The sequence below is a fragment of the Streptomyces sp. NPDC030814 genome, assembly GCF_055572155.1.
On record NZ_JBVIDX010000045.1, the window covers coordinates 27,018 to 45,084 of the forward strand.

At 73.0% G+C, this 18,067-nt stretch carries 2 protein-coding genes; both read right to left on the minus strand.

Annotated elements, in window-relative coordinates:
* Positions 1-155: 155 nt before the first annotated feature.
* Positions 156-15,233, minus strand: a complete 15,078-nt coding sequence (locus ACZ43N_RS41585) for a type I polyketide synthase (RefSeq protein WP_468104909.1) — start codon at positions 15,231-15,233, stop codon at positions 156-158.
* Between the two features lie 275 nt (positions 15,234-15,508).
* On the minus strand, positions 15,509-18,067 hold a 2,559-nt coding region (locus ACZ43N_RS41590; RefSeq protein ID WP_468104911.1), incomplete at its 5' end, for an SDR family NAD(P)-dependent oxidoreductase.

Consider the following 18,067-nt stretch of genomic DNA (forward strand, 5'->3'; position numbering starts at 1 on the left):
CTACATCTCGGGCCCAGCGGGGTTCGGGTCACCGCGTGCCGAGCCCTGCGTCGGTACCCGCCCGCGGGGCCCGGCCTTCACCCACCGCGCCGGTGCCGACGGCGCGCGTGCCGCCGGCACCGTTCGAGCACGGCCGGGTCCCGTCGGGAGCCGGTTCAGGCGGACCCGAACTGCTTGTCGATGAAGTCGAAGAGGTCGTCGTCGCTCGCCGCGTCGATGTGCTCCTCGACCGCGACCGCCGGGCCTCCGTCGTGGTCGCCGTGGCCGCCCGAGGCCGATGTCACCGCGGTACCGACGGGTGTGGCCGAGTCGAGCGAGGACAGCAGTCCCCGCAGCCGGTCGGCCAGCGCGGAACGCACCCTCTCGTCTCCGGCGATCTCCTCCAGGGCGCCCTCCAGCCGGTCGAGTTCGGCCAGCATCGGCTGTACGGCCGCCACGGCGCCCGGCGCGGTCTCGGCCCGCAGATGACGGGCCAGCCCGAGAGGCGTCGGGTAGTCGAACAGCAGGGTGGCCGGCAGCCTGAGCCCGGTGGCGGTGCTGAGCCGGTTGCGCAGTTCGACGGCGGTCAGCGAGTCGAAACCCATCTCCAGGAAGCCGCGTTCGGGGTCGACCGCTTCGGAGTCGGCGTAACCGAGAACGGCTGCCGCGTGGTCGCGGACGAGGTCCGCCAGCAGCGCGAGGCGTGCCTCGGCGTCCAGTTCCGCGAGCCTGCGGCGCAGCCGTTCGGCGGGCGCTGCGCCGTCGGTCGAGCCGGCGGCCGTGCGACGTCCGGGGGCCGGCTTGACGAGGGACCGCAGCAGGGCCGGAACCTCCCCGTCCGGCGTCCGCAGCCCGGCCGTGTCGAAGCGGGCCGGAACCAGTACCGCCCGGTCGGCGGCCACGGCGGCGTCGAACAGATCAAGTGCCTGCTCGGACGGCATCGGGACGACTCCGCCGCGCGCCATCCGCACCAGGTCGGCCTGGTCCAGCTTGCCCGTCATGGCCGACCGCTCCTCCCACAGGCCCCACGCCAGTGACTGGGCGGGCAGGCCGTGGGCGCGCCGCTGCAGGGCGAATGCGTCGAGGAAGGCGTTGGCCGCGGCGTAGTTGCCCTGCCCCGACCCGCCGAGCACACCGGCCAGCGAGGAGTAGAGCACGAAGGCGCGCAGTCCGCTGTCACGGGTCAGTTCGTGCAGATGCAGCGCGGTGTCGACCTTGGCAGCGAGGACCGTGTCGAGCCGTTCCTGGGTGAGGGAGCCGATGACGCCGTCGTCGAGGACGCCCGCGGTGTGCACCACCGCGGTCAGCGGGTGTTCCGCGGGGACCGTGGCGAGCAGCGCGGCCAGCGCCTCCCGGTGAGAGGTGTCGCAGGCAACGAGTTCGGCCCGGGCACCGAGTGCGGTCAGGTCGTCGAGGAGTTCGCGGGCGCCGGGCGCGTCGGGGCCACGGCGGCCGACGAGCAGCAGGTGCCGGGCTCCGTGCCGGCCGGCCAGGTGCCGGGCGACGAGCCCGCCGAGCGCACCGGTGGCCCCGGTGACCAGGACGGTGCCCTCCGGGTCGAGCGGCGTACGGACGCCGTCTTCCGCGGTGTGTGCCACCCGGGCACGGACCAGTCTCGGCACCCGCGTCTCTCCCTTGCGCAGGGCGACCTGCGGTTCGTCGTGGCGGGCCGCGGAGGGCAGCGCGCGGTACGACTCCAGGGCGCCGTCCCAGTCGAGGAGCGCGAACCGGTCCGGGTTCTCGGTCTGCGCGGTGCGCACCAGACCCCATGCGGCCGCGGCCACCGGGTCCGGCGCGCGGTCACCGTCATACAGGCTGACGGCGTGCCGAGTGACGAGCACCAGGCGCGTGGCGTTGAAGGTGTCGTCGGCGAGCCATCCCTTCAGCAGCCGCAGCACGCTGCCGGTCACCCGGCGCACCGCCGCGGCCGGGTCGGTTCCGGCCGGGAGCCCCGCCTCCTCGTCACCGAGGCCGGGCACGGCGACCAGAACCGTACCGGGTACCGGATGGTCGCCGGCGGCGACCGCGCGGGCGAGGCCGTCCAGGCCGGGGTGGGATGCGGCGTCGAGCCCGGCGGCCGTCAGCGCCTCGCCGAGGGCGGGGTCACCCTCGCCGTCCAGGACGGCGAAGCCCGTGGAGACGGGCCGGGCGGGGGCGGCCGCCGGGGTCACCCACTCCAGTTCGTACAGATGACGGGCGGCGGCGCGTGCGTCCCCGAGCTGCCCGGCGGGCAGGGGGCGCAGGGTCAGCCCGGTCACCGTGGCGACGGGGCCGCCCGCGGGATCAGCGATGGTCAGCGTGACCGTGTCGGGGCCGGCCGGGGCGAGACGCACCCGCAGCGCGCCGGCTCCCGGTGTGTGCAGGCGTACGCCGGTCCAGCTGAACGGCATGACGGCGGGGCCGGACGCCGCGCTCGTGGTCAGTCCGACGGTCTGCAGGGCGGCGTCCATGAGGGCCGGGTGCAGCCAGTAACCGGCGGCGTCGGCGGCGACCTCGGCGGACGGTTCGACCTCGGCGTACGCCTCCTCGCCGAGTCTCCAGGCGGCGGCAAGCCCCTGGAACGCGGGTCCGTAGTGGAAACCGCCCGCGGCGAAGCGGTCGTACAGCCCGTCCACCGCGATCTCCTCGGCGCCCCGCGGCGGCCACTCCCCGAGCGGGGCGTGGTCGCCGGGGTCCGCCGTGGTGCTGAGCCGTCCGAGCGCGTGGCGCGTCCAGGGCTCGTCGTCCGCCGCGTCGTCCGGGCGGGAGTGGACGGTCACGCCGCGCGCTCCCTGCTCGCCGGGCTCGCCGACGGTGACCTGGAGATGGACGGCACCCTCTTCGGGCAGCACGAGGGGCGCCTCCAGGGTGAGTTCGTCGACGACGGTGCAGCCGACCCGGTCGGCGGCCAGCAGGGCGAGTTCCAGGAAGGCGGTGCCGGGCAGGATCGCGGTGCCGGACACGGCGTGGTCTGCGAGCCAGGGGTGGCTGCTGAGCGACAGCCGTCCGGTGAGCAGGTAGCCGTCGCCGCCCGCGAGTGCCGTGCCGACGGCGAGCAGCGGGTGCTCCCCGGCGGCGAGCCCGGCCGCGGCGAGGTCGGGAACCCCGGGGTCGGCGTCGAGCCAGTAGCGGGCGTGCTGGAAGGCGTACGTCGGCAGTTCGGCCCGGCGCACCGGTCGGCCCGCGAAGTACCCGGCCCAGTCGGGGCCTGCGCCGTGCACGTGGAGCGTGGCGAGGGCGGTCGTGACCGCCGTCTCCTCGGGCCGGTCGCGGCGCAGCAGCGGGGTGACGACGGCGGCCTGCGGGTCGGTGAGGCAGTCGCGGGTCATGGCGGTGAGCACCGCGTCGGGGCCCAGTTCAAGGTATGCGGTCACCCCCTGCCGTTCCAGGGTGGCGACCGAGTCCGCCCAGCGGACCGTGCCGCGCACATGGCGGACCCAGTAGTCGAGGCTCTCCAGCTGTCCGGAGTCGGCGAGTTCGCCCGTGAGGTCGCAGACCACGGGCACGGCCGGGGAGGCGTACGTCGTCTCGCGGGCGACGGCCGCGAAGCCGGCCTGCATCGGTTCCATCCGGGGCGAGTGGAAGGCGTGCGACACCGTCAGCCGCTTGGTGCGCAGCCCCGCCTCGCGCCAGGCCTCGGCCAGTTCCTCCACGGCGTCCTCGTCACCGGAGACGACCACGGACGCCGGGCCGTTGACAGCGGCGAGGGACACCCGGTCCTCGTAGGTGCGCAGGGCTTCCGCGATCTCCGCCTCCCCCGCCTGCACGGCCAGCATGGCACCGCCGTCCGGCAGCCGCTGCATCAGCCGGCCGCGTGCGGCCACCAGACGGCAGGCGTCGGCGAGGTCGAAAACCCCGGCGACGTGGGCGGCGGCCAGCTCGCCGATGGAGTGGCCGACCACGATGTCCGGTCGCAGCCCCCAGTGTTCCAGCAGCCGGAACTGGGCCACTTCCAGGGCGAACAGCCCCGCCTGCGTGTAGGCGGTGCGGTCCAGCAGCTCGGCGTCGGCCGTACCGGCCGGGGCGAACATCACTTCCTTGAGGGGCCGTTCGAGTTCGCGGTCCAGTTCGGCGCAGACGGCGTCGAGGGCGTCGGCGAACACCGGGTGGGCGGCGTACAGGTCGCGTCCCATGCCCGGTCGCTGGCTGCCCTGGCCGCTGAAGAGGAACGCGGTGCGTCCGCCGCGGCGGCGCACGCCGCGCACCAGCCCGGGAGCCTCCCGGTCCTCGGCCAAGGCCCGTACGGCGGCGATGAGTTCGTCCTGGTCACGACCGACGGCGGCCGCGCGGTGGTCGAACGCGGCCCGTCCGAGCGCGAGCGTGTGGGCGATGTCGACGGGCGAGGCGTCGTCCTGCCGCTCGGGGTCCTCCAGCCGGGCGAGCAGACGGACCGCCTGGGCACGCAGGGCGTCGGCGCCACGGGCGGAGAGCACCCAGGGGACCACGCCGCCGGGGGCGGCGGCGTCGGGCGCGCCGTCGGCTGCCGACGTGAGCGCCGGGGCGGTCACAGACGCCTCGGAGGGCTCGACGGGTGACGCGGCGGACTCGGCGGACTCGGCGGGCGGTTGCTCAAGGATCACATGGGCGTTGGTGCCGCTGATACCGAACGCCGACACGCCCGCCCGGCGCGGACGCCCCTCGGCCTCCGGCCAGTCGACAGCCTCCGTCAGCAGGGACACCGCCCCCTCGGTCCAGTCGATCCGAGTGGACGGGCGGTCGATGTGCAGGGTCCGCGGCAGCACACCGTGCTTCATTGCCAGCACCATCTTGATCACACCGCCGACTCCGGCGGCGGCCTGGGTGTGCCCGATGTTGGACTTCAGCGCGCCGAGCAGCAACGGCCGGTCCTGAGGCCGGTCCTGGCCGTACGTCGCCATCAGTGCCTGTGCCTCGATGGGGTCCCCGAGCAGGGTGCCGGTGCCGTGCGACTCGACGGCGTCCACATCGGCCGGGGAGAGCCCGGCGGCGGCCAGCGCCTGCCGGATCACACGCTGCTGCGCGGGACCGCTCGGCGCGGTGAGGCCGTTGCTGGCACCGTCCTGGTTGACCGCCGAGCCGGCCAGCACCGCGAGAACGGGGTGCCCGTTGCGCCGGGCGTCGGAGAGCCGCTCCAGCAGCACCACACCGACGCCCTCGGCCCAGCCCGCGCCGTCGGCCTCGTCGGAGAACGCCTTGCAGCGGCCGTCCGCGGACAGTGCCCGCTGCCGGCTGAACTCGATGAAGGTGTCGAGCGAGGAGATCACTGTGACGCCGCCGGCCAGCGCCATGGTGCACTCACCGGCGCGCAGTGCCTGGGCGGCCATGTGCAGGGCCACCAGGGACGAGGAGCAGGCGGTGTCGACGGTGACGGCCGGGCCCTCCAGCCCGAAGGTGTACGAGATCCGTCCCGAGGCCACGCTGCCGGCGCTTCCGGTGGCCAGGTAGCCCTCGAAGTCCTTCGGGGCGTGCTGCAGCCGGGAGCCGTAGTCGTGGTAGTTGGAGCCGACGAACACCCCGGTGCTGCTGCCGCGCATGGTCCTGGGGTCGATACCGGCCCGCTCGAACGCCTCCCACGACGTCTCGAGCAGCAGCCGCTGTTGCGGGTCCACGGCGAGCGCCTCACGCGGGCTCATGCCGAAGAACTCCGGGTCGAAGTGGTGTGCGTCGTAGAGGAATCCGCCGCCACGGGCGTAGAAGGTGCCCGGCCGCTCCGGGTCGGGGTCGTAGGCACGCTTGAGGTCCCAGCCGCGGTCCTCCGGGAAGGCGGACACGGCGTCGCCGCCGCGCGCGAGCAGCCGCCACAGCTCCTCCGGGCCGTCCACCCCTCCGGGGTAGCGGCAGCCCATCGAGACGATCACCACGGGGTCGTCGTCCGTGGCGACCGGCGGGAGCAGCGTGGCCGGTGCCGGGTCGGCGGACGTGCCGGCCGTGCCGAAGAGGTCCTCGTGCAGCTTGGCCGCGAGGGCGACGGCGGTCGGATGGTCGAAGACCAGGGTGACCGGCAGCCGCAGCCCGGTGGTCTCGGCGATGGTGTTGCGCAGGGCCACCGCGGTGAGCGAGTCGAAGCCGAGGTCGCGGAACGCCCGCTCCTCGTCGACCTGGTCGGCGCCGGAGTACCCGAGCGCCGCGGCGGCCAGGGACCGTACCAGACCGAGGAGTTCACGCCGCTGCTCGTCGTACCCAAGGCCGGCGAGACGCTTCGTGAGCGCGTTGCCGTCGCCGCCGTCCGCCGCGGGCGCGGTGCGCGCCGCCAGGGCCTCCCGCACCTCGGGCAGGTCGGCAAGCACCCGCGGGGCACGGTCGGTGTGGGCGAACGCGTACCGCTCCCACCGTACGTCGGCCAGGGCCAGCACGGGTTCCCCGGCGCCCACGGCCTGCTGAAGCCCCGTCAGCGCCGACTCCGGGTCCATGGCGGGCATACCGGAGCGGGCCAGCCGCTCACCGGTCTCGCCCGAGGCCAGACCGCCGCCGCCCCAGGCGCCCCAGGCCACCGACGTGGCGGGCAGCCCGTCGGCGTGCCGTTGCCGGGCGAGCGCGTCGAGGAAGGCGTTGGCTGCGGCGTAACTGCCCTGGCCGGGGCCGCCGAGGGTGCCCGCGAGCGAGGAGAACAGCACGAACGCGTCCAGTTCCAGGTCCCGGGTCAGCTCGTGCAGGTGCAGCGCGGCCGCCACCTTGGGCCGCAGCACCGTCTCGGCGCGCTCGGGGGTGAGGCCGTCCAGTACTCCGTCGTCGAGCACGCCGGCCGCGTGCACCACGGCGGTGAGCGGCTCGTCCTCGGGTACGGCGGCCAGCAACGCGGACAGCTGGTCACGGTCGGCGGCATCGCAGGCGGCGAGCGTGACGCGAGCGCCGAGGCCGGTCAGCTCGGCCGCCAGTTCTTCCGCGCCGGGGGCGTCCGGGCCCCGGCGTCCGGCCAGCAGCAGGTGGTCGGCGCCGTTACGGGCCAACCAGCGGGCCACGTGCGCACCGACGCCCCCGGTTCCGCCGGTCACCAGCACGGTGCCGGTCGGCTTCCAGCCGGTGGGCGCGGGGTCGGGCAGCACGGCCCGCACCAGCCGCCGCGTGAACAGCCCGGAGCCCCGTACGGCCACCTGGTCCTCCTCGGCGGCTCCGGACAGGGCGGTCACCAGCCGGGCAAGGGTACGGTCGTCCAGCTGCGGCGGCAGGTCCACCAGCCCGCCGAAGCGGTGCGGGTATTCCAGGGCAGCGATCCGGCCGAGCCCCCACGCCTGTGCCTGGACGGGTGCGGCCGGCCGGTCGGCACGCCCCGTGGAGACCGCGCCCCGGGTGGCGATCCACAGCGGCGCGGCGACTGCCACGTCCCCGAGCGCCTGCACCAGGGCGGTGTTGAGCGCGAGCCCGTTGTCGAGAGCGCTGCCAGGAGCGTACGGCGACTCGTCCAGCGCCAGCAGGGACAGCACGCCCGCCGGTTGCCGGGCACCGTCATCCTCGCTCACGACGGAACGGAGCAGCGCGGTGAGCCGCTCCCGGTCGACGCCGGCGGCCACCTCCAGGGTGCTCACCTCGGCGCCGTGGGCCGTCAGGCCGCTGTCGAGGGAGGTGATGAGTTCGGTGTCGGGGTGTGCCTGCGGGACGACGAGCAGCCAGGCACCGGTCAGGGCCGCGGCCCGGGTGTCCCGGGCGACCGGCTGCCACACCACCTTGTACCGCCAGCCGTCCACCACCGACCGCGCCGCCTGCTCGCGACGCCACCCCGACAACACGGGCAGCACCCCGGCCAGCGCCTCACTGTCCGACACCCGCAACGTCTCGGCCAGCGCCTCCAGATCCTCGCGCTCGACCGCCTCCCAGAAACGAGCGTCCACCGCCCCCTGCCCCGAAACCACAGTCCCCGCGGGAGCCGTCTTCTCCAGCCAGTACCGCCGGCGCTGGAAGGCGTAGGTCGGCAGCGGAATGGTGCGGGCGTCCTGGCCGGCCAGGACCGCGGTCCAGTCGACCGGAACACCCCGCACCCACGCCTCCGCCAGGGAAGTCAGGAAACGGGTGGCACCGCCGTCGTCACGGCGCAGAGTGCCTGTCACGACCGCGTCCGGGGCGGCTTCCTGGATTGCCATCCCCAGCACCGGATGGGAGCTGACCTCGACGAAAGCCCCATAGCCCTGCTCGGTCAGACCTGCAACAGCATCGGCGAAACGCACCCGCTGCCGCAGATTCCGATACCAGTACCCCCCATCCAACCGCACCGTGTCCACGAACCCGGCCTCGGTCGTCGAGAAGAACGGCACCTCACCCGACCGCGGCTGCACCGGCGCAAGCACCCGCGCCAACTCGTCCTCGATCGCCTCCACATGCCAGGTGTGGGAGGCGTAGTCCACCGGGACACGACGCGCCCGGATACCGCTGTCCTCGCAGTGCGCCACCAGCTCATCCAGCGCGTCCGCGTCCCCGGCCACCACCACCGAACCCGGACCATTCACCGCAGCAACATCAACCCGCCCCGCCCACGCCGATAGGAGCTCCTCAACCTCGGCGAGCGCCAGCGGCACCGAGACCATGCCGCCGCGTCCGGCGATCGCCCTGATCGCCCGCGAACGCAACGCCACCACCCGCGCCCCGTCCTCCAACGACAGACCACCCGCCACCACCGCCGCAGCGATCTCCCCCTGCGAATGACCCACCACCACCGACGGCACCACACCACACGCACGCCACACCGCCGCCAACGACACCATCACCGCCCACGACACCGGCTGCACCACATCCACCTCAGCCAGCTCCGAGCCACCCCGCACGACATCGCTCAACGACCACCCCACAAACGGAGCGAGCGCCGCCTCACACGCCTCCATCGACGCCGCGAACACCGGCGAGGCATCCCACAACTCACGCCCCATACCAACCCACTGCGCACCCTGACCCGGGAACACGAACACCACCCGGTCAGCCCCGGCCGCCACCGAACCGCGCACCACACCGGAGCCGGCCACCTCACCAGCGGCCACCACACCCAGCCCGGCAACAAGCTCGCCCGACTCACCACCCAGGACCACGGCCCGGTTCTCGAACGCCGTACGCGTCGCCGCCAACGACCACGCCACATCCACCGGCCGGACATCCCCACCGACCGCGGTCAGACGACCGGCCTGACCCGCAAGCGCGTCCCCACCACGACCCGAGACCACCCACGGCACCACACCGCCCGCCACGAACACCGGCGCCACATCCTCATGCCCGGACTCAGCCCCCGGCACCACCGCCGGAGCCTCCTCCAACAGCACATGCGCGTTCGTGCCGCTCACGCCGAAGGACGACACACCGGCCCGGCGCGGACGCCCCTCGGTCTGCGGCCACTCCACCGCCTCCGTCAGCAACGACACCGCCCCCGCCGACCAGTCGACATGCGGAGTCGGCTCGTCGACATGCAGCGTCTGCGGAAGGACCCCGTGCTGCATGGCCAGCACCATCTTCATCACACCGCCGATACCGGAGGCGGCCTGTGCGTGTCCGATGTTGGACTTCAACGAGCCCAGCCACAGGGGCCGTTCCGGGTCCCTCCCCTGCCCGTAGGTCGCGAGCAGGGCCTGCGCCTCGATCGGGTCGCCCAGCGTCGTTCCCGTGCCGTGCGCCTCCACCGCGTCCACGTCCGTGGCGGACAGCCCGGCCTTGGCGAGGGCCGCCCGGATCACCTGCTGCTGGGCCGGGCCACTGGGGGCGCTCAGGCCGTTGCTCGCGCCGTCCTGGTTGAGGGCTGAGGAGCGGATGACCGCAAGCACCGGATGACCGTTGCGCCGCGCGTCCGACAACCGCTCAAGGAGCACCATGCCCGCGCCCTCGGCCAGGCCCATGCCGTCGGCGGCCTTGGCGAACGCCTTCGACCGGCCGTCCTTGGCGACGCCGCGGGTGCGGGCGAAGCCGATGAATCCGATGGGTTCCACCATCACGGCGACACCGCCCGCGAGGGCCATCGAGCACTCGCCGGAGCGCAGCGCCTGGACCGCCATGTGCAGGGCCACCAACGACGAGGAGCATGCCGTGTCAATGGTCACCGCGCTGCCCTCGAGGCCGAGGGTGTAGGCGACACGTCCGGACAGCACGCTGGTGGCGCTGCCGGTGACGATGTGCCCCTCGACGCCCTCGGGCAGGTTGTCCAGGCCGCCGAAGCCCTGGTTGGCGGCGCCCACGAATACGCCGACGGGGGTGCCGCGCAGTTCCTCGGGGACGAGCCCGGCCCGTTCCAGTACCTCCCAGGAGGTTTCCAGCAGCAGCCGCTGCTGCGGGTCCATGGCGACGGCCTCACGCGGCGAGATGCCGAAGAAGCCGGGGTCGAAGTCGGCGGCATCGTGGACGAAGCCGCCCTCGCGTGCGTAGCAGGTGCCCTCGCGGTCCGGGTCAGGGTCGTAGAGGGCCTCCAGGTCCCAGGCGCGGTCGTCGGGGAAGGCGTCGATGACGTCGCGTCCCTCGGCGAGGATCCGCCACAGCTCTTCGGGGCTGTCGGCGCCGCCGGGGTAGCGGCAGCCCATCGAGACGATCACGATCGGGTCGTCGTCCTCGGCGGTCGCACTGGCCGGGGCCGCTGCGGCGACGGGCAGGGGAAGGGCCGGGGTGTCTCCGAGGAGTTCCTCACGGACGTGCCGGGCCAGGGCGGTGACCGTGGGCCGGTCGAAGATCACGGTGACCGGCAGGCGCAGGCCGGTGGCGGCGTTCAGCCGGTTGCGCAGCTCGACCGAGGTCAGCGAGTCGAAGCCCAACTCCCTGAAGGCCCGGCCCACTTCGATGCTGTTCGGGCTGCTGTGCCCGAGCACTCCGGCGACCTGGGCGCGCACCAGATCCAGTACGGCCTGCTGCTGCTCGTCGGCGCCCATGCCGCGCAGCCGGTCGACGAGACCGGAGTCGACCGTGCCCGACGTGCCCTGGCGGTGGCGGTCCTCCTCGGCCCGCAACAGCTCGGCGACCTCCGGCACCTCGGTGAGCAGGGGGCGGGGGCGGGCCGCGGTGAAGACGGGGACGAAGCGCTCCCAGTCGATGTCGGCGACCGAAACGAAGCACTCGTCGCGGTCCAGCACCTGCTGCATGCCCATGACCGCGAGGGCCGGGTCCATGAAGGGGATCCCTCGCCAGCGCAGTTGCTCCTGGACGATGTCGAGGGCCATGCCTCCGCCCTCGTCGCTCCAGATGCCCCAGGCGATCGAGGTACCGGCCAGACCGCGGGCCCGCCGGTGCTCGGCGACCGCGTCGGCGTAGGCGTTGGCCGCCGCGTACGCACCGTGGTCACCGCTGCCCCAGACGCCGGCGACGGACGAGAAGACGATGAAGGCATCGAGCCGGTCGTCGGAGAAGAGCGCGTCGAGATGCGCGACACCCGAGAGCTTGGCCTCGGCGCCGTCGGCGAATTCCTGAAGCGTGGTGGTGGCCAGCGGGATGAGGATGCCGACGCCTGCGGTGTGCACGACCGTGCGGATGGGCGGCCCGTCGGCCTCGACCCGCTCGACGAGCTGGGCCAGGGCGTTCCGGTCGGCGATGTCGCATGAGGCGATGGTGACGCGGGCGCCCAGCTCGCGCAGCTCCGCCTCCAACTCGGCGGCACCCGGGGCGTCCGCGCCGCGACGGCTGACCAGGACCAGGTGCTCGGTTCCGTTGCGGGCGAGCCAGCGGGCCGTGTGGCCTCCGAGGCCACCGGTGCCGCCGGTGATCAGCGCGGTACCGCGCGAGGTCCAGGTGCGGTGACCGTCGCCGGTGGTGCCCGCGGGGACCCGGGCCAGTCGGCGGATCAGGATGCCTGTCCGGCGGATGGCCACCTGGTCCTCGGCGCCGGAGTCGGCGAGGATTCCGCACAGCCGGGCGGCGGTCCGCTCGTCGGGTATCTCCGGGAGGTCCACGAGGCCGCCCCAGAACTCGGGGTGTTCGAGGGCGGCGACCCGGCCCATGCCCCACGTGCCGTTCTGTACGGGGTTACGCATCGGGTCACTGTCGCCCGTGGTGACGGCCCCGCTGGTGGCCAGCCACAGCGGCGCGCGTACGCCGGTGTCGCCGCACGCCTGGATCAGCGCCAGCCCGGCCACCAGGCCGGCCGCGAGTCCCGGCTGCTCGAGGTGCGGGTGTTCATCGAGCCCGAGGAAGGAGAGCACACCACTGAACTGGCCGTCGTGGACTCCGCTGTGCTGGGCCGTCTCGGTCAGCAGGGTGGCCAGCCGCTCGCGGTCGATGTCGCAGGAGTCCACGAACAGGGGTACGGTCTGCGCCCCGTGTGTGGCGAGTCCGTCCAGGCAGACCCGCACGAGGTCGGTGCCGGCGTGGCTCGCGGGGATGACGACCAGCCAGGGGCCGTCGAGTGTCAGGGTGGCGGGATCGGCGGTCGGCCGCCAGGCGACTCGGTAGCGCCAGGAATCGATGGTGGATGCGGCACGTCGGTCCCGTCGCCAGGCCGACAGCACGGGCAGCGCCCGGGCCAGCGCCTCCTGCCCGGTGTCCTCGGCGACATCGAGAACTCCGGTCAGCGCTTCGACGTCCTGTTCCTCGACGGCCGCCCAGAACGCGGCGTCCGCCGGGTCCTGAGCACCACCTCCCGCGGCGTCAAGCTGCGGCGTCTCGGGCTCGAACCAGAAGGCGCGGTGCTGGAAGGCGTAGGTCGGCAGCGGGACGGTGCGGGCGTCCTGACCGGCCAGGACCGCCGTCCAGTCCACCGGAACACCCCGCACCCACGCCTCCGCCAGCGAGGTCAGGAACCGGTGAGCACCGCCGTCGTCACGGCGCAGAGTGCCTGTCACGACCGCGTCCGGGGCAGCTTCCTGGATTGCCATCCCCAGCACCGGATGGGAGCTGACCTCGACGAAAGCCCCATAGCCCTGCTCGGTCAGACCTGCAACAGCATCGGCGAAACGCACCCGCTGCCGCAGATTCCGATACCAGTACCCCCCATCCAACCGCACCGTATCGACGAACCCGGCCTCGGTCGTCGAGAAGAACGGCACCTCACCCGACCGTGGAACCACCGGCCCCAGAACCCGGGCGAGTTCGTCCTCGATCGCCTCCACATGCCAGGTGTGCGAGGCGTAGTCCACCGGGACACGACGCGCCCGGATACCGCTGTCCTCGCAGTGCGCCACCAGCTCATCCAGCGCATCCGCGTCCCCGGCCACCACCACCGAACCCGGACCATTCACCGCAGCAACATCAACCCGACCCGCCCACGCCGATAGGAGCTCCTCAACCTCGGCGAGCGCAAGCGGCACCGAGACCATGCCGCCGCGTCCGGCGATCGCCCTGATCGCCCGCGAACGCAACGCCACCACCCGCGCCCCGTCCTCCAACGACAGACCACCCGCCACCACCGCCGCAGCGATCTCCCCCTGCGAATGACCCACCACCACCGACGGCACCACACCACACGCACGCCACACCGCCGCCAACGACACCATCACCGCCCACGACACCGGCTGCACCACATCCACCTCAGCCAGCTCCGAGCCACCCCGCACGACATCGCTCAACGACCACCCCACAAACGGAGCGAGCGCCGCCTCACACGCCTCCATCGACGCCGCGAACACCGGCGAGACATCCCACAACTCACGCCCCATACCGACCCACTGCGCACCCTGACCCGGGAACACGAACACCGTGCCGTCGGGCACCACGTCGAAGCTTCCGGTCACCGCTGTGGGAACCGAACCGTGGGACGCCAAGTCCTGCAAATCGGCGACGAGTTCGCCGCGCTCAGCGCCGATCACGACGGCCCGGTTCTCGAAGGCGGCTCGCGTGGCGGCGAGCGACCACGCCACATCCACCGGCCGGACATCCTCACCGGCCGACTCCACATGCGACGCCAGGCGCCCCGCCTGCCCGAGGAGCCCCTCTCCACCACGGCCCGACACCGTCCACGGAACAGCGCCGCCGACCGCGAACACCGGTGCGCCGGTCTCGTCGACGGGGTCCGGTTGCCCTGTCTCCGGGTCCGGCTCGGGTGCCTGCTCGAGGATCACATGGGCGTTGGTACCGCTGCCGCCGAAGGAGGACACGCCCACGCGGCGGGGGCGTCCGGTCTCGGGCCATTCCTGGTTCTCGGCGAGGAGTTCGACCGAGCCGGACGACCAGTCGACGTGGGGTGTCGGCTCGTCCAGGTGCAACAGCCGTGGCAGGACGCCGCGATGCATGGCGAGCACCATCTTGATGACGCCCGCCACTCCCGAACTCGCCTGCAGGTGACCGATGTTGGCCTTCAGCGATCCGATCCGCAGCGGTTCTTCGCGATCCTGTCCGTAGGTGGCGAGGAGCGCCTGCGCCTCGATCGGGTCGCCCAGCGTCGTCCCCGTTCCGTGCGCCTCCACCGCGTCCACGAGATCAGCGCTCAGCCGGGCGTTGGCCAACGCCGCACGGATCACCCGCTCCTGCGAAGGACCGTTGGGCGCGGTCAGACCATTGCTCGCACCGTCCTGGTTGATCGCCGACCCACGCACCACCGCCAACACCGGATGGCCATTGCGCCGCGCGTCCGACAGCCGCTCCAGCAACAGCACACCCACACCCTCGCCCCAGCCGGTGCCGTCCGCACCCGCCGCGAACGGCTTGCAACGACCGTCCGGCGCAAGACCCCGCTGCCTGCTGAACTCCACGAAGTTGCGGGGGCCGGCCATGACGGTGGCGCCGGCGGCGAGGGCGAGGCGGCACTCGTCCTGGCGCAGGGCCTGCACGGCGAGGTGCAGCGCGACCAGTGACGAGGAGCACATGGTGTCGACGGTGACGGCGGGGCCCTCGAAGCCGAGGGTGTAGGCGATGCGTCCGGACAGCACGGCACCGGATCCGCCCGTCAGCATGTGTCCTTCGACGCGGTCGCGGGCCCGGGCGGCCGCGGCCCCGTACCCCTGGTCGCTGCTGCCGACGAAGACACCCGCCTTCTCGCCGCGCAGGGTGCCGGGGTCGATTCCGGCCCGTTCCAGTACCTCCCAGGAGGTCTCCAACAGCAGGCGCTGCTGCGGGTCCATCATGGTGGCCTCGCGCGGCGAGATGCCGAAGAAGCCGGGGTCGAAGTCGACTGCGTCGTACAGGAAGGAGCCGGAGCGGGTGTAGCTCGTGCCCTGGTGCTCAGGGTCGGGGTGGTACAGGTTCTCCAGGTCCCACCCGCGGTTCGCGGGGAGCTCCGAGACGGTGTCGGCGCCCGCCACCAGCATGTCCCAGAAGTCCTCGGGAGTGTGCGCGTTTCCGGGGAAGCGGCAGCTCATCGAGACGATGGCGATGGGCTCCTGCTGGCGGGCCTCGACCTCCTGGAGGCGTCGGCGGGTCTGCCGAAGGTCGGTAGTGACCAGCTTGAGGTAGTCGCGGAGCTTGTCCTCGTTAGCCATGAACGTCATCAGTCCCTAGAGCAGGCCCGAAGGCTTGAAGTCACCCATGCAGCGTTGGCAACCGGGCGGTCGGACAGGGGATTCGGTGGAGTGGTGCGCTGAAGTGGATCGGTGCGGTCGTGCGGTGCTGGCAGTGCCGTGTTGGTGGTGCGGTGCCGGCAGTGCCGTGCGGGCGGTGCGACGGAGAACGGAGAAGGGAGAAGGGAGAAGGGAGAAGGGAGAAGGGATGGAGTCAGACGGGGCGGCCAGAGCGATGCACGCCGAGGCGCCGGCGTCTAGTTGAGGCCGAGTTCCTTGTCGATCAGGTCGAACATCTCGTCGTCGGAGACGGCGTCGAGCAGTTCGTCCGCCGGGTCGTCATCGGACGGGTTGTCCGCCGGACCGTCCGACAAGCGCCACAGCAGCGCTTGCAGCCGGGTGGTGATTCTGGTGCGGGCGATGTCGTCGGAGGGCGCGAGCGCGGCGACGGCCGCCTCCAGCGCGTCGAGTGCCATGAGATCCCCGCTGTCCGCTCCCGCCGTTCGCGGGGCCAGTTCCGAGAGCAGCCGTTCGCCGAGCGCGGCCGGGGTGGGATGGTCGAAGACCAGTGTGGCGGGCAGGCCGAGACCGGTGGACTCCTTCAGCCGGTTGCGCAGCTCCACCGCGGTCAGCGAGTCGAAGCCGAGATCGCGGAAGGCGTGACCGGGGCCGATCGCACCGGTCCCCTCATGGCCGAGGACCGCAGCGACCTGCGTACGCACGAGCTGGAGCACGGTCCGTTCCTGCTCGGCCCGGCTCATGCCGGCCAGCCGGTCGGCGAACGACCGTGTCGGACCGGGCGCCGACCCGGCATCGGCGTCGACCGCGACGGCGCGGACCTGCGCGGCGTGGAGGAGCCGTACCTCGGGGATCTCGTCGAAGAGGCGACGGCGACGGGCAGCCGAGTAGGTCGCCGTGAACCGTTCCCAGATCACGTCGGCGACGACCAGGACCGTCTCGTCGTGCGCGAGGGCCTGCTGTACGGCTCCCACGGCGATCTCGGGATCCATCGTGGGTACGCCGTAGCGGCGCAGCCGGTCGCCCTCGGCCTCGTGGACCATGCCGCCGCCGGCCCAGGCGCCCCACGCGATGGAGGTGGCCGGTCGGCCCCGGCTGCGGCGCCACTCGGCGAACGCGTCGAGGTAGGCGTTGGCCGCCGCGTAACCGGAGTGGCCGCCGTCGCCCCATACACCCGCGCCCGACGAGAACAGGACGAAGGCGTCCAGCGGGCGGTCGCCGAGAAGCTCGTCGAGGTGAAGGGCACCTGCGATCTTGGCGCGCATCACATCGTGCAGGGCATCGAGGTCCGCGTCCCCGATCGCGACGGCCGGCGGTTCGGTGCCCGCCGCGTGCACCACGGCGTTGACCGGTGCGTCGTCGGGCACGTCCGAGAGCAGCGCGGCCAGGGCGTCCCGGTCGGTGATGTCACAGGCGGCGACGGTGACGCGGGCGCCGAGCGCGGTGAGTTCCCGCTCCAGTTCTTCCGCGCCGGGAGCGTCCGGGCCCCGGCGGCTGACGAGCAGCAGATGCTCGGCACCGGTGGCGGCAAGCCGACGGGCCAGGTGGGCGCCGAGGGCTCCGGTGCCGCCGGTGACGAGCGTCGTACCCGTGAGGCCGACCGTGTGCCGCTCGCCCGCCTCGGTGTCGGCCGGCTTGCGGACCATACGGCGTACGTACAGTCCGTCCTCGCGCACGGCGAACTGGTCCTCGTCCTCGTCACCCGCCAGAGCGGTGAAGAACCGGCCCCAGGTGGGCGGATCGAGTTCGGCGACGGAATCACCTGGCGCGAGTTCGTCGGCAGGGGGCGGCGAGAGGTCGATGAGTCCGCCCCAACGCTGCGGATGTTCCAGCCCGTAGACCCGGCCGAGTCCCCAGACGGCCGCCTGCTCGGGCAGCGGGCTCGCAGCGGGCGTCCCGGCGGGGGCGGGCACGCCGACCGCTCCCCGGGTGACCGTCCACAGGGGTGCCTCCGGCTCGGTTTCCATGAGCGCCTGCATGAGCAGGAAGGTCTCCGTGACGGCCCCGGGCACGGCGGAGGACCGCGGACCGGTCGTGGAACGGTCGTTGCGGGTGGCGAGCGGGAGCAGATTGAGTACGCCGCCGATGAGCGGGCTCTGTTCGAAGATCTCGCGGAGACGGTCCACCACGGCGGCCCGCTCCTCCCGGGTCACGTCGAGCCCGACCGTGACGACGTGCTCGACCTCCTTGTGGCCGCGCAGCCGCTCGACCAGCTCGCGGATCGTGCCCTCGGCGGCGACGTCGGCACGGGGCACCACCACCAGCCAGTGAGACGCCAATGCGCTCGCGCCGGTCGTCGACGCGCCGCTCGGTTGCCACGTGACCGCGTACCGCCAGGAGTCCAGCACGGCGCTCTCCCGCTTACGCCGACGCCACTCGGCCAGGACGGGCAGGACCGGTTCCACCGTGCCGAGCGCCTCGCGCCGCTCCGGCGCCAGGTCGAGAGTCCGGGCGAGGGCTTCCAGGTCCTCGCGCTCGACCGCCTCCCAGAACCGGGCGTCCACATCGTCGGCCGGGGGACTTCCGGCCTCGCTCAGGGGGCTGGGTTCGGGCAGGTCAAGCCAGTAGCGCCGGCGCTGGAAGGCGTAGGTCGGCAGCGGGATGGTGCGGGCGTCCTGGCCGGCCAGGACCGCGGTCCAGTCGACCGGAACACCCCGCACCCACGCCTCCGCCAGCGAGGTCAGGAAACGGTGAGCGTCACCTTTGTCACGGCGCAGAGTGCCCGTCACGACCGCGTCCGGGGCGGCCTCCTGGACCGCCATCCCCAGCACCGGATGCGAACTGACCTCGACGAACGC

What these genes read in the sequence shown, in the direction of transcription:
- ACZ43N_RS41585 (WP_468104909.1), bottom strand. Translation starts at nt 15,233, where the DNA reads ATGGCTAACGAGGACAAGCTCCGCGACTACCTCAAGCTGGTCACTACC.